The sequence below is a fragment of the Rahnella ecdela genome (assembly GCF_019049625.1).
GTDB classification, from domain to species: domain Bacteria; phylum Pseudomonadota; class Gammaproteobacteria; order Enterobacterales; family Enterobacteriaceae; genus Rahnella; species Rahnella ecdela.
Genome location: NZ_JAFMOY010000111.1, coordinates 63,435 through 85,991 on the forward strand (window position 1 = coordinate 63,435; position 22,557 = coordinate 85,991).

25 protein-coding genes and 1 tRNA gene are annotated in these 22,557 nt (G+C 52.5%); 4 read left to right on the forward strand and 22 right to left on the reverse strand.

All coding sequences use genetic code 11. The annotated features are described in order from the left end of the window. Positions 1 to 47 precede the first annotated feature (47 nt). Complete coding sequence (gene rnhA / locus J1784_RS04785; RefSeq protein WP_217148251.1) at positions 48 to 515, forward strand: ribonuclease HI; 468 nt, start codon at positions 48 to 50, stop codon at positions 513 to 515. A gap of 13 nt (positions 516 to 528) precedes the next feature. On the opposite strand, the gene J1784_RS04790 is transcribed toward rnhA, so the two are convergent. Further along, on the reverse strand, positions 529 to 1,254 hold the full coding sequence (locus tag J1784_RS04790; protein WP_217148252.1) for a class I SAM-dependent methyltransferase: 726 nt from the start codon (positions 1,252 to 1,254) through the stop codon (positions 529 to 531). Positions 1,255 to 1,297: 43 nt separating this feature from the next. Here J1784_RS04790 and gloB point away from each other — a divergent pair, with 43 nt between their 5' ends. Continuing rightward, positions 1,298 to 2,053 carry a hydroxyacylglutathione hydrolase gene (gloB, locus tag J1784_RS04795; protein ID WP_217148253.1) on the forward strand — a complete coding sequence of 252 codons (756 nt, stop codon included), beginning with the start codon at positions 1,298 to 1,300 and terminating at the stop codon, positions 2,051 to 2,053. Positions 2,054 to 2,122: 69 nt separating this feature from the next. Continuing rightward, positions 2,123 to 3,508, forward strand: coding sequence for a murein transglycosylase D (gene mltD / locus J1784_RS04800; RefSeq protein WP_217148254.1), 1,386 nt, complete (start codon positions 2,123 to 2,125; stop codon positions 3,506 to 3,508). Between the two features lie 102 nt (positions 3,509 to 3,610). On the opposite strand, the gene J1784_RS04805 is transcribed toward mltD, so the two are convergent. Together J1784_RS04805 and J1784_RS04810 are read right to left on the reverse strand one after the other, a co-directional pair. After that, entirely contained in the window at positions 3,611 to 4,411 is an 801-nt protein-coding gene (locus J1784_RS04805) for an endonuclease/exonuclease/phosphatase family protein (protein ID WP_217148255.1), read from the reverse strand. A 190-nt stretch (positions 4,412 to 4,601) separates the two neighbouring features. After that, positions 4,602 to 5,777, reverse strand: coding sequence for an MFS transporter (locus J1784_RS04810; protein ID WP_217148256.1), 1,176 nt, complete (start codon positions 5,775 to 5,777; stop codon positions 4,602 to 4,604). A 106-nt stretch (positions 5,778 to 5,883) separates the two neighbouring features. Between J1784_RS04810 and yafC the strand changes: the two genes are divergently transcribed. After that, positions 5,884 to 6,780 (forward strand): DNA-binding transcriptional regulator YafC, encoded by an 897-nt coding sequence (gene yafC, locus J1784_RS04815; protein ID WP_217148257.1) that lies wholly within the window; start codon positions 5,884 to 5,886, stop codon positions 6,778 to 6,780. Between the two features lie 40 nt (positions 6,781 to 6,820). Here the strand turns inward: yafC and dkgB are convergent, their stop codons facing one another. The 19 genes from dkgB to J1784_RS04910 all read right to left on the reverse strand — a co-directional run bounded on the left by dkgB (position 6,821) and on the right by J1784_RS04910 (position 22,507). Further along, positions 6,821 to 7,624 carry a 2,5-didehydrogluconate reductase DkgB gene (dkgB, locus tag J1784_RS04820; protein WP_217148258.1) on the reverse strand — a complete coding sequence of 268 codons (804 nt, stop codon included), beginning with the start codon at positions 7,622 to 7,624 and terminating at the stop codon, positions 6,821 to 6,823. Between the two features lie 113 nt (positions 7,625 to 7,737). Further along, positions 7,738 to 8,424, reverse strand: coding sequence for a 4'-phosphopantetheinyl transferase family protein (locus J1784_RS04825; RefSeq protein ID WP_217148259.1), 687 nt, complete (start codon positions 8,422 to 8,424; stop codon positions 7,738 to 7,740). A 3-nt stretch (positions 8,425 to 8,427) separates the two neighbouring features. Further along, positions 8,428 to 9,657, reverse strand: a complete 1,230-nt coding sequence (locus tag J1784_RS04830) for a beta-ketoacyl-ACP synthase (RefSeq protein ID WP_217148260.1) — start codon at positions 9,655 to 9,657, stop codon at positions 8,428 to 8,430. After that, positions 9,654 to 10,385 (reverse strand): 3-ketoacyl-ACP reductase FabG2, encoded by a 732-nt coding sequence (locus J1784_RS04835; RefSeq protein WP_217148261.1) that lies wholly within the window; start codon positions 10,383 to 10,385, stop codon positions 9,654 to 9,656. The genes J1784_RS04830 and J1784_RS04835 overlap by 4 nt, the downstream gene beginning before the upstream one ends. After that, positions 10,382 to 10,861 carry a hotdog family protein gene (locus tag J1784_RS04840; protein WP_217148262.1) on the reverse strand — a complete coding sequence of 160 codons (480 nt, stop codon included), beginning with the start codon at positions 10,859 to 10,861 and terminating at the stop codon, positions 10,382 to 10,384. The genes J1784_RS04835 and J1784_RS04840 overlap by 4 nt, the downstream gene beginning before the upstream one ends. Then, a complete protein-coding gene (locus J1784_RS04845; RefSeq protein ID WP_217148263.1) occupies positions 10,858 to 12,030 on the reverse strand; it encodes a beta-ketoacyl-[acyl-carrier-protein] synthase family protein in 1,173 nt (390 codons plus the stop codon). The genes J1784_RS04840 and J1784_RS04845 overlap by 4 nt, the downstream gene beginning before the upstream one ends. 1 nt (position 12,031) lies before the next feature. After that, positions 12,032 to 12,607, reverse strand: coding sequence for a DUF3261 domain-containing protein (locus tag J1784_RS04850; RefSeq protein WP_217148264.1), 576 nt, complete (start codon positions 12,605 to 12,607; stop codon positions 12,032 to 12,034). Beyond that, positions 12,604 to 14,910, reverse strand: a complete 2,307-nt coding sequence (locus J1784_RS04855) for an MMPL family transporter (RefSeq protein ID WP_217148265.1) — start codon at positions 14,908 to 14,910, stop codon at positions 12,604 to 12,606. The genes J1784_RS04850 and J1784_RS04855 overlap by 4 nt, the downstream gene beginning before the upstream one ends. Continuing rightward, entirely contained in the window at positions 14,900 to 15,505 is a 606-nt protein-coding gene (locus J1784_RS04860) for an outer membrane lipoprotein carrier protein LolA (RefSeq protein ID WP_217148266.1), read from the reverse strand. Before J1784_RS04860 ends, J1784_RS04855 begins: the two co-directional genes overlap by 11 nt. Next, positions 15,502 to 15,945 (reverse strand): acyl-CoA thioesterase, encoded by a 444-nt coding sequence (locus J1784_RS04865; RefSeq protein ID WP_217148267.1) that lies wholly within the window; start codon positions 15,943 to 15,945, stop codon positions 15,502 to 15,504. Before J1784_RS04865 ends, J1784_RS04860 begins: the two co-directional genes overlap by 4 nt. Before the next feature lies 1 nt (position 15,946). Then, positions 15,947 to 17,668 (reverse strand): glycosyltransferase family 2 protein, encoded by a 1,722-nt coding sequence (locus tag J1784_RS04870; protein ID WP_217148268.1) that lies wholly within the window; start codon positions 17,666 to 17,668, stop codon positions 15,947 to 15,949. After that, positions 17,665 to 18,003: a 3-hydroxyacyl-ACP dehydratase FabZ family protein gene (locus J1784_RS04875; RefSeq protein WP_217148269.1), complete on the reverse strand. Its 339-nt coding sequence runs from the start codon at positions 18,001 to 18,003 to the stop codon at positions 17,665 to 17,667. Before J1784_RS04875 ends, J1784_RS04870 begins: the two co-directional genes overlap by 4 nt. Then, the gene (locus J1784_RS04880; protein ID WP_217148270.1) at positions 18,000 to 19,379 is read right to left on the reverse strand and encodes an AMP-binding protein; all 1,380 of its coding nucleotides are present in this window, start codon (positions 19,377 to 19,379) and stop codon (positions 18,000 to 18,002) included. Before J1784_RS04880 ends, J1784_RS04875 begins: the two co-directional genes overlap by 4 nt. Further along, the gene (locus J1784_RS04885) at positions 19,349 to 19,879 is read right to left on the reverse strand and encodes a COG4648 family protein (protein ID WP_238485395.1); all 531 of its coding nucleotides are present in this window, start codon (positions 19,877 to 19,879) and stop codon (positions 19,349 to 19,351) included. The genes J1784_RS04880 and J1784_RS04885 overlap by 31 nt, the downstream gene beginning before the upstream one ends. A 62-nt stretch (positions 19,880 to 19,941) precedes the next feature. Then, positions 19,942 to 20,196, reverse strand: a complete 255-nt coding sequence (locus tag J1784_RS04890) for an acyl carrier protein (protein ID WP_217148271.1) — start codon at positions 20,194 to 20,196, stop codon at positions 19,942 to 19,944. 10 nt (positions 20,197 to 20,206) lie between these two features. Then, a complete protein-coding gene (locus J1784_RS04895; RefSeq protein WP_217148272.1) occupies positions 20,207 to 20,464 on the reverse strand; it encodes a phosphopantetheine-binding protein in 258 nt (85 codons plus the stop codon). Positions 20,465 to 20,467: 3 nt separating this feature from the next. Then, positions 20,468 to 21,280 (reverse strand): lysophospholipid acyltransferase family protein, encoded by an 813-nt coding sequence (locus tag J1784_RS04900; RefSeq protein ID WP_217148273.1) that lies wholly within the window; start codon positions 21,278 to 21,280, stop codon positions 20,468 to 20,470. Then, a complete protein-coding gene (locus J1784_RS04905) occupies positions 21,280 to 22,005 on the reverse strand; it encodes a beta-ketoacyl synthase chain length factor (RefSeq protein WP_217148274.1) in 726 nt (241 codons plus the stop codon). The genes J1784_RS04900 and J1784_RS04905 overlap by 1 nt, the downstream gene beginning before the upstream one ends. Before the next feature lie 425 nt (positions 22,006 to 22,430). Then, positions 22,431 to 22,507 (reverse strand) — tRNA-Asp (locus tag J1784_RS04910). Positions 22,508 to 22,557 lie beyond the last annotated feature (50 nt).

Here is a 22,557-nt window from a genome sequence, read left to right on the forward strand (position 1 = left end):
TTTATGTCAGACTTGGCGTTTACATTTGACCAAAGAGCCTGCCCGCAATGAACAAACAGGTAGAAATTTTCACCGACGGCTCCTGCCTGGGAAATCCCGGCCCCGGCGGTTTCGGTGCGATTTTACGTTATAAGCAACACGAAAAAGAGTTCAGCGCGGGTTTCCGTCTGACCACCAATAACCGCATGGAAATGATGGCGGCGATTGTGGCACTTGAAGCTCTGAGTACGCCATGCGAAGTGACGCTGAGCACCGACAGCCAGTATGTGCGCCAGGGTATTACCACCTGGATCCACAACTGGAAAAAGCGTGGCTGGAAAACAGCAGATAAAAAACCGGTGAAAAACGTCGATTTATGGAAACGCCTCGACGCCGCGATCCAGACGCATCAGCTGAACTGGATGTGGGTCAAAGGCCATGCCGGTCACCCTGAGAATGAGCGCTGCGACGTGCTGGCGAAAGAGGCGGCGGGGAATCCGACGCTGGAAGACGTAGGTTATCAATCCGAAAGTTAATCCCATTAGAGCATCAGTCGCGATGCTCTTTTCGGTAACTTTTCGTCGCCCCCACGGCTTGCGGTATTTTTCGTTTCTGTGAGAGGACTTTTTTCGCGGTTGGTGTCAGCGGGAAAGTCCTTTTGCGGGCAATAATCAGCGTCATGCAACCCAGTGCTGGCAGATGCGTACTCAGCAATTTTCCACCATTCTTTTTCCAGGGCAGAACGTGAAAACGCCGGTGGACCATCACTTCATAATTGAGCAATGACAGCCAGTCGAGCAGACGCATTTGGGTAAACAAACGGCTGCTGTAAGGCTGACGCTTACGAAACACCGGCATCAGTTTGCCGATGCCTAACAAACTGAGCGGATTAAAGCTGCTGAGCACCATCCAGCCATCATCAATCAGCACACGGTCCACTTCACGTAGTATGCGGTGCGGGTCATCGGCGTAAGCCAGCGTATGACTGAGCAGGCAGGCATCCACAGATTTTGCCGCAAAGGGTAAATAGTAAGGGTCGCCGTGAACATGCAGCCCCTCACCTTCCGATGCGAAGTTCACCTGATGCGAGATCGGACACGCCTGAGCATCAATTTCGGCACTTAATGCGCCGATTTTCAGCAGATGAAACCCGTAGAGTTTGCCCCACCAGGGTTGCAGTTGTTGCTCAAGCGCGGCACGGTAGTAGTCGCCGCATGGGATATCTTCCCATGAAGCCGGTGCAACTATTTTCTTACGGGCGCGGGCTGGTCGCATAGTTTGTTATCTTCTTTCAAGCAGTTGCCAAAGAGAGGTTGTCATGAATCTTATCAGTATTCCTGCCCTGCAGGACAATTACATTTGGTTGCTCGATGACCAGCAGGGGCATTGCCTGATTGTCGATCCGGGTGAAGCGGCGCCGGTATTAACCGCGCTGAAAAAGGCCAATTTAACCCCAACCGCTATCCTTCTGACCCATCATCATCACGACCATGTTGACGGTGTTGATGAGATTTGCAGCCATTTCCCGGGTCTGAAAGTGTACGGACCTCACGAAACTGAGAACAAATTTAGTCAGATTAGTCTTAAAAACGGCGATAAATTGGTAATTGGCGGTCTGGAATGGCAGATCTTTGCTACGCCCGGACACACTCTTGGTCATATTTCATACTATAGCGCGCCTTATCTTTTCTGCGGAGACACGATGTTTTCCGCAGGATGCGGTCGTTTATTTGAAGGGACGCCGGAGCAAATGTATCAGTCGTTTCAACGCTTAGCAGCCCTGCCTGATGAAACATTAGTCTGCGCTGCGCATGAGTACACTCTCTCAAATCTTAAGTTTGCGCGCTCCATTTTACCGGAGGATCATGATATTCATTCTCATGAGCACAAAGTGCAACAAATGCGTGAAAAGGGACAATCTTCCCTGCCTTCAACCCTCGGTCTTGAGCGTAAAATTAACCTCTTTTTACGTTGCGATGATATTGATTTACAAAACAAATTAAACCTTAACGATCCCTTAAAGCCTGACTGGCATGTTTTTGCCCATTTAAGGGCACTCAAGGATAGCTTCTAGCCCCAAAGGTTGTGTTTTTTTTCGAAGCAAAGTATTATCGCTCGTCTTTTAAGCAACTATGACACACACATGAAGGCAAACGCGATCCTAATAATCGCCTCCATGTTGCTCACAGGTTGCCAGGCGTCCAGGCAGGGCGTGAAGGTACCGGAACAACATGCACAGAGTTTGTCTTCAGCAAGTCAAAGTGAAGCAGGACAGTACACAGATGATGGCCGAGCGGCCTCTGGGGGATGGTTGGATGGAAACGACACCGTCTCCCAACAAAATTTGTGGAACTTCATAGGCGACGAGCTGAAGATGAAGGTTCCGGAAAATTCCCGGATCCGCGAACAAAGAGTTAAATATTTAAAGAATAAGAGCTATCTCCACGATGTAACATTACGGGCAGAGCCGTACATGTACTGGATCACCGAGCAGATTAAGAAACGTAATATGCCGATGGAACTGGTACTGCTACCCATAGTGGAGAGCGCTTTTGATCCTAAAGCAACCTCATCAGCTAACGCTGCGGGGTTATGGCAGATTGTGCCTCAAACGGGTCGAAACTATGGTTTGAAACAAAACCAGTGGTATGACGGTCGCCGCGATGTTGTGGCTTCGACAACCGCTGCGCTTGATATGATGCAACGCCTGAACAAAATGTTTGGTGGCGACTGGTTACTGACTGTTGCTGCGTATAACAGTGGTGAAGGCCGCGTAATGCAAGCGGTGAAAGCGAACAAAGCTAAGGGTCGTCCGACGGACTTCTGGGCGCTGTCGCTTCCACGTGAAACATCGATTTATGTGCCGAAGATGTTAGCGCTGAGCGACATTCTTAAGCACAGCAAGAAATACGGTATAAGCCTGCCGAAACCGAGTGAAGACCGCGCTCTGGCGCGTGTTGAAGTCGGACAGCAGATGCAACTGACTCAGGCGGCAGAGATGGCGGGCATGTCCCTGACCAAGCTCAAGTCGTTTAACACTGGCTATAAGAAAAATGTAACCGCGCCGAATGGCCCGCATTACATCGTTCTGCCGAAGGCGCATGCCGACCAGTTTAAAGATTCACTGGCTGATGGCGATATTGCCGCAGTACAGGAAACCAAACTGGCCAGCAACACTCCGTCAGGTGCAAAACAGTACAAGGTGCGCTCCGGCGACAGCTTGTCTGGCATTGCAGCCCGACTGAATGTGAAGACCCGTGATTTACAGCGTTGGAACAATTTGCGCTCAGCAGGCGCGTTAAAAGTTGGGCAAACCCTGCAAGTGGCGGATAACAGCGTCAGCGATACCAGTGCCAATGGTGGCAGCATCACCTATCAGGTACGTAAAGGCGATTCATTGTCGAGCATTGCCAAACGTCACGGCGTAAACATCAAAGATGTGATGCGCTGGAACACCAATGCCGACAACCTGCAGCCGGGCAACAAGTTAACGTTGTACGTTAGCAACAAAATGAGTCCTGATACCTGATTCTGCTCGGTACCGGCAATAAAAAAGCACCCTGAATATTCCGGGTGCTTTTTTTATGCCTGCGTTTTTTGACCCATGTTCTTTTGGTCGACAAAAAAAGTGCTACAGCGTCAGCGGTTGTCCGGCCATAAACTCCACCCGCAGGGGGTTATGATCTGAGGCACGCGTTTCCATCACCGAGGCACTGGTCACGCTCAGGTCGCGGTAGAAAATGAAGTCCAGCGGCCTGCCGAACGCCCGCTTACGCAAGTCAGAAGGAAAACGTACCTCCTCCAGCCGGATATTCCCTGCAAAGCCATATAGCGCGTTGATACGCTGTTTGCTCCACGCATTGAAATCCCCCGCCATAATCACCGGCCCTTTATGGTTAGCAATCTGCTCACCAATCGGGTCGAGCTGCTTACTGTAGACGTCGATACCGATACTAAAATTGACGGCGTGAATGTTCACCACCATCAGCAAACGACCATCCAGAAGCGGATAGACGGTAACTAATGCCGATTTAGACAGCCTCAGCAGCGGCTCACGCTCACGCAGCGGGCAACAGTAAACCGGATGCGCCGCAGAGAGTGTCATCACGCCAGAGGGATGCTGAGGCAGCATAAACGCCGGCACCTGATCGGCGGCCAGATAGTTGGATGTGGCAAAACGGATCAGTTCGGGCGTTGTCTGCGCTTCCTGAAGTAACACCAGCTGCGCATCTTTGCCGTAATCGCGCAAAACTGACAACCAGTCAGCCCGCTGCTGTTTGAAGATATTCCACACCATGACGCGCAAAATATTCGAATTGGGTAGCGCAGCACCCGGCGGCAAATCCGGCCCTAAGTGTGCGAGGGCACCCGGAAAGATTTGCTCAGCGGGCTGACCTGCGACATACCTCATTGCATATGTTTTTTTCCGCACGCTAATCGCCTGTTACCCGTTATATCGTTGCTATATGAGAGAGATTCCCACAGCGAAAGTTCAGTATACGCCCGCAGCCGCTCAGGCCAAATCTGTTTACATTGGTATACAACCCGGTCACATCTACAGGCTAGCACAAAAACGAAAACGGCCCGCCGAAGCGAGCCGTGAAGAAAGTACAAACTGCAAATCAGACCATTGCGGGTTTCATTTTACGGTCCAGATGCCCGCTCAGACGGATAAGCAGCAGCGCACCGGCGACAATTACCGCGCCAATCCACGGCGTTTGCGCCAGGCCAATCGTAGAAACTACCTGCCCGCCAATCACAGAACCTAAGGCGATACCGATGTTAAAGGCCGCAATGTTCAGGCCGGATGCCACATCAACGGCATTTGGCGTCACTTCTTCGGCTTTCTGCACCACATAAACCTGCAATCCCGGCACGTTGCCGAAGGCGAAAATCCCCATCACCAGCAGTGTGATTAACGCCGGAATACCAAAACCTGAAGTGAACTGGAAAATCAGCAACAAGGTGGCAAGTGCGGCGAAAATAATGGTCAGCGCTTTAACGGCACCGTGACGGTCAGCCAGTTTGCCGCCCCAGATATTACCAATCGCGACCGATACGCCGTATGCCAGCAGGATCCAGCTCACCATGCTGGCGGAGAAACCTGCCTGTTCCTGCATCATCGGGGCCAGGAACGTGAACGTGGTGAACACGCCGCCGTAACCCAGTGCGGTAATCGCGTAAATCAGTAACAGACGCGGATTCATCAGCACTTTGACCTGATCAGAAATGCGCGCTGCCGGTTTGTTTTTGATGTTATTCGGTACCAGAATTGCGCTGGCGATAATGGCGATAACACCAATCAGCGACACCGCAAGGAAGGTTTCACGCCAGCCAAAATGCTGCCCGATAAAAGTCCCGAGCGGCACGCCGGTAACCAACGCAACGGTCAGACCGCCAAACATCAGCGCAATCGCAGAAGCGGCTTTTTCTTTCGAGACCAGACTGGTAGCAATGGTCGAGCCAATCGAGAAGAAGACGCCGTGGGCCAGTCCGGTTAACAGTCGCGCCATCACCAGGGTGCTGTAATTCGGTGACTGCCACGCCAGCAGATTGCCCAGTGTGAACAGCACCATCAGGCCAATCAGCAACGCTTTACGCGGTACACGGCCGGTCAGCGCGGTCAGAACCGGTGCGCCAATCGCCACACCGAGTGCGTAAATGGACACCAGCAAACCGGCTGAAGGGACTGAAACGCCCAGTTGCTGGGCGATAGTCGGTACAAGGCCGACGATAACAAACTCTGTTGTTCCTATAGCGAACGCACTGATGGTCAGTGCTAATAGTGCAAGCGGCATAACCTTTACTCCACATGAATATCGATTTGATGGCGGCTATTATCGGCTTGTGCTTAAATGACAGAAATAACCAAAGTATCAATTGATTTATGCTGGAGTAACAACAATGCGAGCCAGTTCTGAAGAGTTGATTACCTTTGTCACCGTGGTGGAAAGCGGCAGTTTCAGCCGTGCGGCAGAACAGTTAGGGCAGGATAATTCTGTGGTCAGCCGGACACTGAAACGTCTGGAGCAAAAACTGGGCATCACCCTGCTCAACCGCACCACGCGCCAGATCAGCCTGACGCACGAAGGCGAACGCTATTTCGTCCGGGTGCAGAAAATCCTGCATGAAATGGCCGCAGCGGAAGACGATTTGCTGGAAAACCGGGACGATCCGCAGGGGTTGTTACGCATCGATGCGGCGACGCCGGTCATTCTGCATGTTATTTCGCCGCTGGTGGCTGAATTTACCGAACGTTTCCCGAAGATGTCGCTCGCGCTTTTTTCCTCCGAGAGCAATATCAATCTGATCGACCATAAAGTGGATGTGGCGATCCGCGTCGGTGAGCTGGAAGATTCCAGCCTGCGGGCGCGCAAACTGATGCTGAGCTACCGCAGCGTGCTGGCGTCGCCAGAGTACCTGAAAAAATGGGGAACACCGCAAACCGCTGATGATCTGCTGAAACACCGCTGTCTGGGCTTTAACGAAGTGATGGCGCTGAACAAATGGCCGTTGCTGTGCGCTGATGGTCAGCAACTGACGGTCACGCCGTTTATCAGTTCCGGGAGTGGAGAAACGCTGCGCAGGCTGTGTTTGCAGGGTAACGGTATTGCCTGTCTGTCGGATTTCATGACCGATGAAGATGTTGCGCGGGGAGACCTGGTGAAACTACTGGTGCCGGACATCATGCGTATCGCCATGCCGCTGCACGCGGTGTATTACAGCGATCAGACGGTCAGTACGCGGATACGGTGTTTTATCGATTTTCTGAGCGAAAAGCTGGGAAGTAAAAAATATTGATGGCGTGCTCCTCCCCCTGCAAAGGGGAGGAGTTCAGGGATCAATCCCAGTCTGGTGCCAGACCTTCAGGGCTGACCAGACGGCCATTGCGCTCCAGCGCGGCGATCTGCTGCATATCTGCATCGGTCAGCGTCAGTTGCTGCGCCAGCAGGTTACTTTTCAGGTTTTCGCGTTTGGTCGATGACGGGATCACTGCGTAGCCAAGCTGCAATGCCCACGCAAGAACCACCTGTGCCGGCGTGGCATGATGGCGTGCGGCAATCTCGATAATCGTCGCATCTTTCAACGCTTCGCCGTAAGCCAGCGTCATGTAAGACGTCACGGCAATGCCGTTCTGACGGGCAAAATCGACGACGGTCTGATTTTGCAGGAACGGTGACAGTTCGATCTGGTTAGTCGCAATCTGATCTGCACCCACCGCGTCGACTGCTTCCTGCATCAGCGCAACAGTAAAGTTGGAAATACCGATTTCACGGGTCAGGCCCATTTTCTTCGCTTCTACCAGCGCGTGCATCGTTTCTGCCACGCTGACGGCCTGATCCGGTGAAGGCCAGTGGATCAGCGTCAGATCGACATAATCCGTTTTCAGTTTACGCAGACTCTCTTTCAGGCTGTCGATCACTTTGTCAGCCGCCAGGTTTTCAATCCAGATTTTGGTGGTGATATAGAGTTCTTCGCGCGCGACGCCGCTTTCAGCCAGCGCATCGCCGACGGCAGCTTCATTGTCATAAATCTGTGCGGTATCAATAGCGCGATAGCCCAGTTCCACGGCGGTGGCGACGGACGCTTTGACCACGTCATCTTTCAGGCGGAAGGTTCCTAAACCGAATGCAGGAATGCTCATAGTGTTCTCTCTTTTAATTTTTCAGGATGATAAATCTTGGAGAGAGTATGGACTGCACGTTCATGGATAAAAACGACCGCTTTGCCAGAAGACTTTTGATTTCAGCGCAATAATCAGCGGGAGGAAAACGATGACCACGGCCGGGAAGCCTGCGGGATAAAATCACCGGATGCCGCGTTAAAGGCATATTCTTCAGGTTCTGAAACCTCAGCAGGCAGCGCCAGCGCCCGCATTACAGGCCCATCGGCTAAAAACCATAAACGACAGTTCGTTTCAGGTTCAGACGTAAAAGACTTTAAAGCCGGATCGAGGCAGATCCTGTCCATCTGCCACACGCTGCCGCCCTGCTGTTTCAGCCACGCCTCGCGCAGACACCACAACTGCCAGAACCCTGTTTGCGGTTCCGCTTGTTCCATCAGCCACTGATATTCGGTTTCACTGAACGCTTCGCGTGCAACGTCAAGATAACGCACGCGCGGACGCATTTGTTCTGCGTCACCACCGGCTTCCCCCGCCGGACACAGCAGCAGTTGCAGATGATTTTTACTGTGACTGAGAGAAAAATGCGGCAAGGAAGTATCGGCAAAAAAGGGTTTTCCCTGTGCGGAAATCAGCAGTTCCGGCAACGTCTCGCAACCGCAGAAAACGGACAGCGCTTCGGCCAGCAACGCCCTGCCTGCGCGCCATTGCTGGCGGCGGCCTGGGGTCATTGCGGCACTTTTAGCGAGCATTTCTGCGGGCAAACGGGACAACGAAAAATTGTCATCCAGTGACGCAGTCATGAGGCGTGCAGAACTCATCGTTTACGGCCAGCGACGGAAAACTAACGAGGTATTGATGCCGCCGAACGCAAAGTTATTCGACTGAATAAATTCGGTCTGAATATGGCGCGATTCGCCCATGATGTAGTCCAGCTCGCCGCAAAGCGGATCCGGCTGCGTCAGATTAATCGTCGGCACAAACCGGGCTTCTCGCATCATTTCCAGCGACATCCAGGCCTCCAGCGCACCACAGGCACCGAGCGTATGACCGAAGTAACTTTTCAGCGACGAGATCGGCGTCTGATTACCAAAAACCGCCGCGGTTGCATGACTTTCTGCAATATCACCGCGGTCAGTCGCCGTGCCATGCGCACTGATATACCCGATTTCAGAAGCAGGAATACCGGCATTTTTCAGCGCTTTTTCGATACAAATCTGCATGGTCGATTGCTGAGGCTGGGTGATATGCGCCGCATCGCAGTTGGTGGCGAACCCGACGATCTCGGCGTAAATTTTCGCGCCACGCGCCTGTGCATATTCAAGCGATTCAAGAATAAGCGCCCCGGCTCCTTCGCCAATCACCAGACCGTCGCGCTGTGTGTCAAACGGACGCGGCGAAAGCTCCGGGTGGTCATTCTGCTGGCTGGTGGCGAACAGCGTATCGAAAACTGCCGCTTCAGACGGACAGAGTTCTTCCGCACCGCCTGCCACCATCACTGTCTGGTAACCGTGTCTGATGGCCTCATAGGCATAACCGATCGCCTGACTGCCGGAGGTACAGGCGCTGGACGTCGGAATAACCCGTCCTTTGAGCCCGAAAAATAATCCGGCATTCACCGCCGTGGTGTGCGGCATCATCTGTACGTAAGTCGTGCCGGTAATGTTGTTGGTGTGCTTTTCCGTCAGCATGGTGGCGAATTCACTGACCGGACCGGTGCTGCCGGTCGAAGAACCGAAAGCGATGCCGGTTTCGCCATCCGTCAGAACCGGGTCTTCCAGCAAACCGGCCTGTTCCAGCGCCAGTTCCACCGCTCGCGTTGAAAGCAAAGAAACACGGCCCATCGAGCGGATGCGTTTGCGGGTGTAGTGCGCAGGTAAAACAAAATCATCCACCGGTGCGCCGAGATGGGTGTTCAGCCCCTGATAAATCAGCCATTCATCCATGTGACGAACGGCGTTTTTACCCTGTTGCAGACGCGCAGAAACCTCGTCCCAGTTGTTGCCAAACGCCGTTACGCCTTTCATGCCGGTAATCACGACGCGCTGGGTCATACCATGCCTCCGTTGATGGAGATCACCTGACGGGTCACGTAGCCCGCGATATCCGACATCAGATAGCTCGCCAGCCCGGCGACTTCCTCGGCGCGTCCCATACGTTTAAGCGGGATCATGCTCATGGCGGCGTCCAGCGCCGGTGGTTCCATATCGAGCATACCGGTGTCGATCAGCCCCGGCGCAATACAGTTGACGGTGATTTTGCGTTTCGCCAGCTCCAGCGACAGCGCTTTGCAGGCACCGATAATTCCGGCTTTCGCCGCACTGTAATTGACCTGACCACGGTTGCCGGTGATACCGGAAACCGAAGACAGCGCGATAATGCGCCCGCCCTGACGCAGGCCGATCATCGGCATCACGCAGGGATGTAAAACGTTGTAGAAGCTGTCGAGATTGGTGTGGATCACGCCGTCCCAGTCTTCATCAGTCAGTGCCGGAAACGCTCCGTCACGGGTGATCCCGGCGTTATTGATCACACCGTAATACGCGCCATGCGCTTCAATGTCCGCTTCGATCACTTGGCGGCACTGCTGGCGGTTGCTGATATCGAACTGCACAATGCGCCCGCTGCCGCCATTTTCCGTAATCTGTTGCAGGGTGCTTTCTGCACCCGTTTTATCGCTGTGGTAGTGAATGACTACCAAAAAGCCATCGCCCGCTAACTGGCTGGCAATCGCTTTGCCGATCCCTTTACTGGCACCGGTCACTAATACCGAACGCGTCATTCCTGTTTCCCCTGTGTCAATTTAATGAGTTCGTCCTTGTCTGGCTGATACGTATTCAGCCTTCCCTGTGCAACCTGAAGGTTGTCTTGTTCTCGTTTAATACAAATAACGCCTTCAAAGCTGGCGAGTTTTTCATCGCGAAGCACCAGAGCAACGCTTATCAGTAATTCACTGCCTGCCGCAAATTCCGGCACGCTGCATTTTATCGCCCTGCCCCCCAGCAGCATGCCCACCTGCGGGGATGTTCCGCTCTGCGCACCGTGCCAGCCACTCCATACGCCAATAGTTTGCGCGATGAGTTCAATGGCGTACCACGCGGGCAACGCACCACGGGCATTGAGAAACGGCGCCAGCACGCTCTTTTCTGATACCACGACGCTGCACAGCGCCGTTTCCTCTGTTACTTCGATGACGTTATCCAGCAACACCATCGGCGATTCATGCGGTAAATAATCTGCCGCGTTTAACCTCTTCATGACGGCCTCCCGATCACCAGACTGGCGTTATTGCCGCCAAAAGCAAAAGAGTTGGATAAAATGACCGGCTTCTGCGCCATTTCAGCGGTTTCCACCAGACGGATATCCGGCAGGCTGCTGTCCCGTGCCGTGACACTGAAATCCTGCCGTGGCAAGGCAAGATGTTGCGACAGGATAAGCCAGCTCAGCGCAGCTTCCGTCGCACCCGCCGCGCCAAGCGTATGACCTGTGAGATGTTTGGTAGAACTGCACGGCGTCCGGTTGCCAAACAGCCGGTGAATTACAGCGGCTTCCACCTGATCGTTAAGCGGTGTCGCGGTGCCATGCGCATTGATATAACCCACATCGTCGGGACACAGACCGGCCTGTTCTAACGCCATATGAATGGCGCGCTCAGCGCCCAGTCCTTCTGGATGTGGCGCCGACATATGCCAGGCATCTGATGATTCACCGCCACCGAGCAGGGCAACATCAGCCGGTTCACGCGTCAGCAAAATCAGGGCGGATGCCTCACCGATATTGATCCCATCGCGGTTTTGGCCGAACGGCGTGCAATGACCGCGGGAATAAGATCCCAGGCTGTTAAAGCCGTTCACCGGCATCCGGCACAAACTGTCAGCGCCCCCGACCAGCGCAGCGTCAGCCAGCCCGGATTCAATCAGCCGTTTTCCGCTGATAATTGCTTTGGCACTCGAAGAACACGCTGTTGATAGAGTATAGGCGGGACCACTCAGGTCCAGCAGTTGCGCCATAAATTGCGAAGGATCGCCCAGTTCCTGTTGCTGGTAATCATAGCCCGCAGGGAATTCACCATGCTGCTGGAGATGGCGCACCGCATCCTCACCTTCTGCAATGCCTGACGTACTGGTGCCCATCACGATCGCCACCCGATCTCTGCCATAACGGGCGACGGCGTCATTCAACGGCGCTTCAATTTGCGCCAGCGCGGCCATTAACAGCTGATTATTGCGGCTGCGATGCACAGATAAACCAGCCGGGATCGCAGGCAGTTCGCCGGTCACGCTGCCGAGCCACACGGGCCGGTCTTCCGTCAGCCAGCCTTCCTGCACAGTCATACCCGGTGCTACGCCCGTCTTCAGACTGGCGGCGATTTGCGCATTGTTGTTTCCCAGCGCGTTAACCATGCCCACGGCCGAAAAGTAGATCATCTTAGTCACCGACATTCTGGATAGTTATCTGATAGTGAAACGCCATCTGAGTAATCGACACGGGCTGACGCGTACCGCCCCGTGCGACATAATCAATGCGGGTAACGGCATGGCCCTCGTTATCCAGTAATGTCCGGCGAAGCGGCTGCTCATCGAACGACCAGCCCGCTGGCAGCAACGGTTGCCAGCTCTGAACCGGCCAGTAGCTCAACATAATATCGGCCAGAACCTGATTTGCTGGAGGTAAACCCTCAATTTTTATCGCCTGCTCGGTATGGATCCCTGTTTGATCGTAGACCACTTTGAACAGGCGGATCCCCAGCGGAGACAATCCGGCCAGCTGTAAAGATTTACCATCAGCATTGAGCAGCACCAGCAATGACTGTTGTTTGCCATTGACGGTGGCCGTCAGCAATTGTTGCTGGCTGACCGGTTTGCCCAGAGCAGGTGCGGGGAGTTTCACCTGCACCCCGCGTTTCAGCCAGGCATGAGGCTCATTATCTGAAGGCGAATTTGTTGCACAACCGCCAAGCATTAGGAGCAGAAGCGCCACCACCGGCCACGTTATTCGGATCATTTTTTGCGTCCTCGTTTTTTTACCGGCAAGGTCAGTGGTGACAACAGGAAGGCAGTTAAGATGCCGGCGCTCAGTACGATACCGAAACTGCTGATCGCCTGTGTCGAGCTGAACACCAGCATGCCGAACGTCAGTAAAGTCGTCACCACTGCCATAAAAATGGCAAACATTGACGTCGTCGGCGTGCCGCGCGGATTGGTGAAAAACAGGGTGTAATTGATACCAATCCCCAGCACCAGGATCAGCGCCAGCAGGGAGAAAAGATTAAGATTGTGACCGCTAAAGCCCAGCGCCGCGACACCCATCCCGAGCGAAAGCAGCGTGGGTACCAGACAAATCAGCCCGTGCGGCAGACGAAAACGCCAGAGATAAATAGCCGCAATCACCGCCACAGCCAGTGCCAGCAAATACGTCAGATAAACTCGATACTGCGAGAAAAGGCTGCTGAATTCTGTTTTGCGGTCGATCCAGCCGGTTCCCGGCGTGGAAATCGCCAGCGCCGCCATCGCTGCGCTGTCATGAACGCCGTTTACCGGAATCAACGTGGCACTGTGCCCGTCCGGCAATGTCAGCCACAGCAAACGCCAGCCTTCGCTGACCACGCTGTTGATCCACAGCGACACATCAACGGTTTGCGCAGTGAGATCGGGTATTGCCACCGTCACTCCCGCCTGCTGTAACTGCGCAATAATTTGCGGAGCACGCTGCCGGAGCAGGGATAAATCGCGCTGCTGCTGTGCCTGTGAAGGCAGGTTGAGCGCACGGAAACCGTCGATTACGCCCTTCTCTTTGGCCCGGACCAGCTTTGGCCGCAATGCTTCCAGACGTTGCAATGTCTGTTCAGCGTTATCTCCGTACACGACCAGCCATTTCTGATCGTTGGTCTGACCGGTGAGCGCGGCGATTTGCTGCTCCTGCTGCCGGAGATCTGCCGGAAGGGATTGCAGATCGGCGATGTCATCGTTGATCTTCAGCTGCGATATTCCTGCCACCACCAGCACCAAAATCAGTAATGGTAATCCGAAGCGCACGGCCTGGCGGCTGCGCCATGCCAGCAACCAGCGCATGATAATTGCCAGCCCCGGTGTCGGCCCGACCGGTAAACGCTTAGACAAATACGGATACCAGCACATCACGGTGATACAGGCGGCACTCAGCCCGGCGGCGGCAAAAACGGCCAGCTGTTGCAGGCCGGGAAACGGTGCAATCAGCAGCATCAGATAAGCGGCGACCGTGGTCAGCAGCGCTACAGATAAGGCGGGGAAAAGTTTTTTCAGGCTTTCCAGCGGGGAATTAACCTCACCGTGTACGCGCCGTTCAGTCAGGAAGTACAGCGTATAGTCGGCAGAAATGCCGACAATGCTGGTGCTCAGCACCAGCGTCATTACGTGAATTTCGCCAAATACCCATAAGGTAAAAACAGTACCCGACAGTGCACCGATAGCAATAGAAAGCAGACTGAGAAGCAACGGCAGGACAGAACGGAACATCAGTAAAATCAGCGCAAATACGCCAATAACTGATGCTATGCCAATGGTGGAGAGATCGTGCTCCGCCTGCTGACTGGCATAATTGCTATAGAAAATTGTGCCGCGCTCAAGCACCTTAGCGCCCGGCCAGCGCGCCTCGAACGCATCTTTCGCCGCGCTGAGTGCCGCCACAGTCTGTTTTACCGAGGTGATGTCATACGAAGAGGCTTTCAGTTCGCCGTGCAGCAGATACCAGTTTCGACCGTTTTTATCACGCGCCATCAGCCAGCCCTGATCAAGCGTCATACCGGCACTATTTTGCTGCTGCGCCATTTGGGAAGCACGCACCAGTAACAGCGGATCGTGAGTCAGTTCTTTACCGCTGACGCCTGCAAAGGCCGAATAAATCTGACCAAGGATCCACTGACTTTGCGCATCTGCGCCCGATTTCAGACGCTGGCGGGTCGCGTCATCAAGCAATGCATTACGATGCTTATAGAAGAAAGCGCCCCACTCCTGCTGCCGCTGTTCATCCATCGGCCCCGCAACCTGGCTCAGCTCCGGCAACGTTTGCAGCTGTCTGAGCCAGTCATCGGCGGGCTTAACTCCGGCACCCGGCGGCGGGCTGACCAGCCACATCAGCTGTCTGTCCAGTCGTTGGGTAAATCCGTCAGAAAACGCCTGCGGAACATCCGCCGTCTGCTGCTGAGGCAGAAGCGCCAATACGCTGCTGTTAATCTGACTGCGTGGCAGCAACCAGAACAGCGCCGCCACCAGCAGCGCAATAATCAGCAGCCAGCTTTGCGCCAGTTTTCTGTGAAGTTCAGGACGCAAAATGGCGTTTCTCAGCGTCAGTCAGCGTGGCAGGCGTCGTTTTCTGATTAAAGAAACGAATGTGAGTGGCGTCGCCCTGCATATCATTGATATCAATACTGTTCAGGAACGTTTCACCGTTAAGCGTGATACTGCGGAACAACCGGTTCAGCGGTGATACCTTCGGCGTCAGAACGAGTTTCCATGCGCCTTTGCCCTGATCGGTAAAATCGAGAGCAAAGTTTTCTTCCAGCACTTTGCTGTCAGCGTGGAACAGCGCGCTGAGCAGGGAGTTGAACTGGAACATCTGCGGGTTATTATCCGCCGTTACTACCTGCGGTTCCTGCCCAGCCATGATTTGTACCATGCGTTTTTCTGTCAGCAATAACGTCAGGCTGAAAGGTTTTTCCTGCTGCCACCACAACCCCTGTTGCTGGGCAATCAGCAAATTCCCGCTGGAATTGAGCGGTTGCGCCATACCGCTGATAGTTCTTTGCTGCGAAAAATCCGCACGCAATACCGGCACCTGACCGAAGCGCTGCTGTAATTCTTCCATCGTGACGGCGTGCGCGGCCACGCTGAACAGGGTCAGAACGAGCAACAGAAGGGTTTTCACAGGCTGACTCCTGTTTTATCGAAAAGCACCTGCGGCGAGACGAAACACATTTCTTTCGTGGTAGCGTCTACCGCGACCTGCAATGTGTAACCTGTCGTCGTGCGTTTACCGGTTTCGATATCGTAAATCTGATAGCCGATACGCAGACGATTTTCGATTTCCTCAAGCTGAGCATGAACCGAAATACGCTGCTCAAAAAGCACCGGCGCGATATATTTCAGGCGGGTATCAACAATTGGCCAGACGTAACCGGACGCTTCCATCTGACGGTAACCGTAATCAAATTGCTTAAGTAACTGCTCGCGCGCGACTTCAAGATAACGGAAATAGTTACCGTGCCAGACGACGCCCATCGCATCGGCATCATGAAAAGGCACGGTAATTTCAACACGGGTAGAAAATCGCGGATCATTAAAACGCGGGTCAAGTCTGGAAGTCATATCAATCAGGTTTCCTGTCAGGGGCGACATCCGCGGGATGCTGCCAAAAATCATAAAAATTGAACCAGTCGTGCGGCGCCAGCAGGCTGTAATGTTCAAGCCGGGCGGCATAGTGATCGACAGCGGCCTGGAGGGCGGGCAGACGACTGACGCGTGGCAGAATCAGCGGATCGGCAAAAGATTCGCAGTAAATATGCAACTGCTGTTGCTGCATGATGCCAAACATCAGCATCACCGGCGCACGTAGCGCTGCGGCCAGAATAAAAGGCCCCTGCGGGAAGGCTGCGGGCTTGCCCAGAAAGTTGCTATAAATGACGCGGGGATGTTCTCCGCGCTGATGCTGGCTGGCAGACGTGCGGTCACCAACAATCGCCACCCATTCGCCAGCATCCAGTTTTTCCTGCAATAAAATAGCCGTTTCCGGCCCCATCTTGCTGACCTGAATCAGGTTAACCACCGCCTGCGGGTTAATCTCTTTCATTACCTGATTAAAACGCTCGGCATGTTCGGTAAATACCAGTGCATTGACGGTGATCTGGTGACTGAGCGCGCCAATCGCCCGGCAGGATTCGATGTCCCCCAGATGTGAGGCAAGGATCAGCGTGCCACGTCCGGAGGCAATATGTGATTCACAAACTTCGGGAGCCACCAGTACCGCATCGGTCAGCGTTTTATCGCCCTGCCAGCTCGCCAGTTTGCTCAGCATCGATTCTCCAAAACGTACGAAATGGCGGAACGTACTCAGCGGATAAGGCAGAGAAATCTGATGCTCTGCGGCGGTGATACGGACACGTTCAAGCCAGTTCGCAGAGGCGTTGCGTTGTTTATGGCCTGTGAGCCAAAAATAGGTAATAACCGGATAAAGCAGCAGGCGAAAAGCCTTGAAGCCCAGCGCCCGGTAAACCGCCAGCATCAGGCGAATGCCCCATAATCCTTTGCGTTCCTGCGTTGCGGACCAGTGTTCAGGCCGCCCTTTCCGCTGACTCAACAAATAGGGAATACGCGGCAACATGCCAAAAAACAGCCGGGTATGCATCCACGAAATTTTCACATTGTCTTTCACGGCATCGAAATGCGAGAGGCCGTCTTCGGGATAAGTGACGCGGGTGGGCAGGAAACGGCTGCGCGTGCCCTGCCAGTAAAGACGCACCATGATTTCGGTATCAAAATCCATCCGCAAACCCAGCGTCTTTTTCGCCATCAGTTGCAGGCAGGGCTTAAGCGGATAAACGCGGAAACCGCACATGCTGTCTTTTAACGAGAATGACAGGGTTTCGACCCACACCCAGAAATGCGTGATGTAGCGACCATAGAGGCGCGATTTTGGCACACTGTCATCGTAAACCGGTTGACCCGATATCAGACATTCAGGGTAACGCTTAGATTCCGCCAGCATCGCCGGAACGTCGGAAAGCTGATGCTGACCGTCGGCATCCACCTGTAGCGCGTGAGTAAAGCCTTTTCCGGCTGCCAGTCGCAGCGCAGTCATCACCGCTTCACCTTTCCCCTGATTTGCCGCAAGACGCGTCAGGCTCATCCACGGTGTTACAGAGTCCAGACGTTGTAACTCATCAGCTGTTTGCGCATCACTGCCATCGTCCACCACAATACAGGGCAGACCGAACGGGCGGAGACTTTCCAGAACACCTGCCATCATCGGCCCGTGGTTGTAGCAGGGAATGATCAGGCAGGGAGAAAAAGTGTCTGGCGGCATCATGGTCATAAGGTGATTTTCCCGCTGCTGGCGACCGCATCACCCACGCTGTAACGAAATACCAGCCGGTGCTTTTCTTTCAGCCAGTCGATCTGTAAATCCACAGTTTCTTCAGGTAAAAGTGGCCGCTGGAATTTCACCACTTCCATTCCGGCAAACGCTTTTTTCATTCCCAGAATCTCTTCTGCGTAGATCATGACCCAGTTCACCTGCGTCACACCCGGAAGGATTGGCGAAGTCGGGAAATGGCCTCTGAACCAGAATAAACCAGCAGGCAATCTAAGCGTAAGAAGCAGGCTGGTATCGCCGGTGAGTTGCTGGTTCAGCACGTCAGGTAAAATCATAAAAACATTTCCTGTAGTTCAGCAGCCGAGCGTTTGCCTTGCTGGTTAAGGGGGATAACCGGAACAATACGCCAGTACCTTGGCAGTGCCACCGGCGATATCCAGCTACGCAGTGTCTGGCGCAGATTATCCAGCAGAGCCGCCTGCCCTTGCGAATCAATGAATTGCTCTCCGCTGCGGCTTAACACCAGCACGGCAGCCACATAAACCCGGCCGCGCTTTTGGACCGTCAGTACGCTGGCCTCTGACAGCAGATCGAGATGACATAAACGTTGCTCAATCTCCGTCAGGGAAACACGCTGCTCGGCGATTTTCACAATCCGGTCTTTGCGACCCAGCAGCTCAAAATGGCGCGGATCGGAGGGCAACATTTTTATCTCGTCGCTCAGCATAAAGGTGCCCGAAGGTGAGAGCAGTGGAGAAATCAGGGAAGTATTGCCATCCGGACGGGGCGAGAAAGCGATATCGCCAAAAAGTGTCCAGACCGCTTCCGGCTGATGCTGTTGGCGAAAAGCAATAATACCCGTTTCTGTCGTACCATAGATTTCCGTTGGCAGGTCGCCACAGGTCTGTTCGACTAAACGGGCGGCGTCATGTTTCAGCGGTCCGCCGGCAGAAAAAACCTGCCGGAGTTTTGGCGTGTTCAGTGCTGGATCCAGTCTTTCCAGAAATGCCGGGCTGCTGATGAAAACCAGAGGATGCGCGGCGGCCAGAGAGTGCAGCTGCTCATGATATTTAACGCTGGTAGTCGCAAAGGGCAATCCCAGAGACAGCGGTAACATGAAAGCGAAACTCAGGCCATACATATGATGAGGGGCAACGGTGGCGGCAAAACGTGCGTCAGCAAATTCTGTTCCCCACAGCGTGCCGAGCCACCGGCTTTCAAGTTCCAGACAGAAAATCGGTTTAACAATTCTTTGCGGTTTACCCGTCGATCCTGAAGTAAACAAAATGACTGAAACATCCTGCGGCCATTGTGGCAAAACATTCAGTGCTGCCTGCGGTGCGATAGGGAAACGCAGCACCGGACAACCAGGTGACAAAGGGAGGTCGGTAATCAGCGCATCGAATTCACTTTGCTGTTCCGCTAATACGGCTGGACGAAAATGGCCAGGCAGAACCGGCTTTTTTCCACTGTAGATCACTGCCAGCAGCGCGACTGCGAATGAATAGTTATCTTCCAGACATAACGCCCAGCGAGAATAGGGGGTCGCACTGAGGCTGGCAATAAGAGACAACACATCGCGGCGAAATTCGTGTTGCCTCCATTCCCGGCTTTCACTCCACGCGACGAGATGATCCTCAGCTCTTTCCGTGCTCAGCCATTCGCACATCGGCAGGGGTGTCACTGACGCAGACGCTTTCTGACTATCCATTCAATACCCATTAATAAGCCAATCAGCAGATAACTGATCCCGCCGTTATAAAGAGCCCATAAATCCGTATCGCCTTTCAGACAGGTATATAAGGCCATTAATCCATTACACAAAAAGAAAACACACCAGACTTGCGTAACACGGCGTGTGTAAATCACGCCCTGCGGCGGTAATTCCGGTTCGCTCAAACGGGCAAGTCGTTCAACCAGAGATTGACGAGCATAGAGCGAGCTGAAAAATACGCCCAGCAATAAGATATTTACCGCGACCGGGTAATACAGCAACATCGATGTTTCGCGTAGCAAAACGCTGGTTGCCACCAGTACAATCCCCACGATGGCAATCACTTTTCCAAAAAAGGTAAGTTGGGATAATTTTCCGCGGAAAGTCAGTAACCGCAGAATAAATACGGCGATAAGCATTGGTGCCAGAACGCCTGTTCCCCAATTTTTTAATTCAAACCAGACGGCTACCGGATAAGCGATCACCGCCACCGGCATTGCCCATCGGGCAATTTTTGCCAGCAGAGGGAAGGATAAATGCCGGGGATTATTCACAAAAATCAGGACTCGGGCGTATTAAGCAATTCATCAATCGCATCAACAACATCCTGAACCGTTCTTACAGACTTGAACATTTCAGGTTTAATCTTTCTGCCGGTCGTTTTTTGCAAGTGAACAACCAGATCAACAGCATCAATGCTGTCTAATTCCAGTTCCTCATAAAGCTTCGCTTGCGGACTGATATCACTTTCATCAATTTCAAATAGCTTGATTAATAACGCGCTAATTTGCTGGTAAATTTCTTGCTTCTGCATAGGAATCTCTTTAACCACGCTGTACTGATATAAATCTGGCCAGACTTTCAACAGAATAGAAATGTTCACGCATTTCCTGATTTTCAGCCGAAAGGATCACACCGTATTGTTTTTTTAACGCCAGGCCCAGCTCAAGAGCATCGATAGAATCCAGCCCTAAACCGTCACCAAAAAGCGGCGCCTGAGTCTCTATCTCATCTGGTGTCATACCCTCCAGATTAAGCGTCGTGATGATAAGGGCTTTAATGTCGTTACTTAATGATTCCATGACTTATTTCTCATTATTTTGAGTATTTCCACGCATCAGCTCAGTGCGCAAATGCTGTGTCAGACGTCTTGCGGCCAGAGCAGGTGAAAGATCGCTTTCATTGAGAAAGTCTTCAGCCTTTACCTTATCGGCAACAGTAATAACAAACTGAGGTTTTACCGGAGGAATTTGATACCACTTTCCCCGTTTAGTCAGCATAGGCGGCTGACAGGTAATATGAACAATTCTTACATCACAATTTGCTCTCAGCGCAATATTTGCGGCACCGCGCTGCAAGGTCATCGGTTCACCAGGCACTGTACGCGTGCCCTCCGGAAAGACCAGCAACGTTCCCCCTGCCTTCAGGCGTGTTTCACAAGCCTGTAGCAGCGCATCCGACCCTGAGTTAACCAGATATCCGGCGGCTTTAATCACGCCACTCAGAAAAGGGTTTTTCAGCAAAGCCTGTTTGACAATGCAATCACAGCGCGGCATTTGCGATGCCAGGATGACATAGTCAAGTAAGCTCGGATGATTCGCGACAATGAGACAGCCAGTATCCTGCTGAAACTTTTCATCACCTGTAAACCGGTAATCCATCACCCCTACCAGACGTAATCCGCCAAGAAAAAAACGAAAACTGCTGCGGATACTGTTTAGTGTCATTCGATGCAATCTTTCAGGCTGGCGTATGACGAGCCGCAACAGATTAAACCAGATAAGCGAAAGCAACAGTCCGCCAATTCCGAAAAGTGCGAAAAAGAATCCGGTTGCCAGCCACCGCCAGAAACGGTTCGGCAGAGAAGACACTGCGTTGTTCAATTCTGACTCTCTCATCACAAGTCACGCGACCATTGCCAGCTATGACGATTACCCGCACTCACATCAAATACCGAAGAAGATGAAAGATAACCGCGCAGGAATTGCAGACTTTGCACAAGAGGTAATATCCGATGTTCGCCTGGCATAGATACACGCTCACACTGCAAAGTATTACCAGCCGTTAATATTATTGCCACAGCATAAGGGAGAAACTCAGAATTTACCGATTCATTATATATCGCAGGGATCTGCCCGTCGAAATCAACCAGCATAATGCGGGAAGCTCCCGCTGATAACATTGATTGCGCTTCCAGTATTCCCTGCTGAAAACTGTCATCACCCGCCGCTAATGAAGTAACCGGCAACGGATTTTTACCGGCGATCGTTAACCATCCTGCCGCCGTATTATGTACTGACATCGAAAACTCAGTCGGTGAAACAGGCTCTTCATTCGCCAAATTATGCAAAATCCGCCCTGTTTTTTCTAGTTCTCCGTGACGACTGGTAAAAATAGCTGTATCAACATTATAATATTCGAGTAAATCAAGACCGATATCCACTGCAAAACGACTTCCAATACTCATACGACGCGCAGTCATCATGGGAATTTGCACGCTTTTAGGAATTTCGCCGGAAAATGTATCTGCATCGGGCCGATTAGCCCATTGGATCCAGTGTTCGCAGCTGTTAACTCCCGGAGCGAGCGCCCGCCAGTCAAGCATATCCAGTGTGAATTTCATGATGAGTGATCTTTGCAAATTATCCGAAATAAGACTTTATGATATTTTATTGAAAGTTGCATCTGTAATTTATCGGTATATTACGCTGAACTATGGATTTTACTTAAGATTCCACAATAAATTATATTGTTACTTCATTTATTTATCCTAATATAAACAAATTAAATCCAGGATAATAGACACCCAATTCTGAAATCCAACGGAATATAAAAATTATATAACTGATAACAATTACTATTTTGTAAGAATAATTATTTAGAATTAATTAAGGCTATTAAAACAGATGAGTAAACAGAGTTGAAAATATCAAAATGAGAGTCTTAAAAAGTAAACTATACGGCTATCAAGGCCGTTTGATCTTTAAATTCATAAATATCAGATGCAAAAAACCCCTGAATCTTTCGATTCAGGGGTTATGCAATAATTGGCGGAACGGACGGGGCTCGAACCCGCGACCCCCTGCGTGACAGGCAGGTATTCTAACCAACTGAACTACCGCTCCACCGGTTCTTTCACACGCATCAGCAATCGGCTGATACCTGTTTGTTCCTG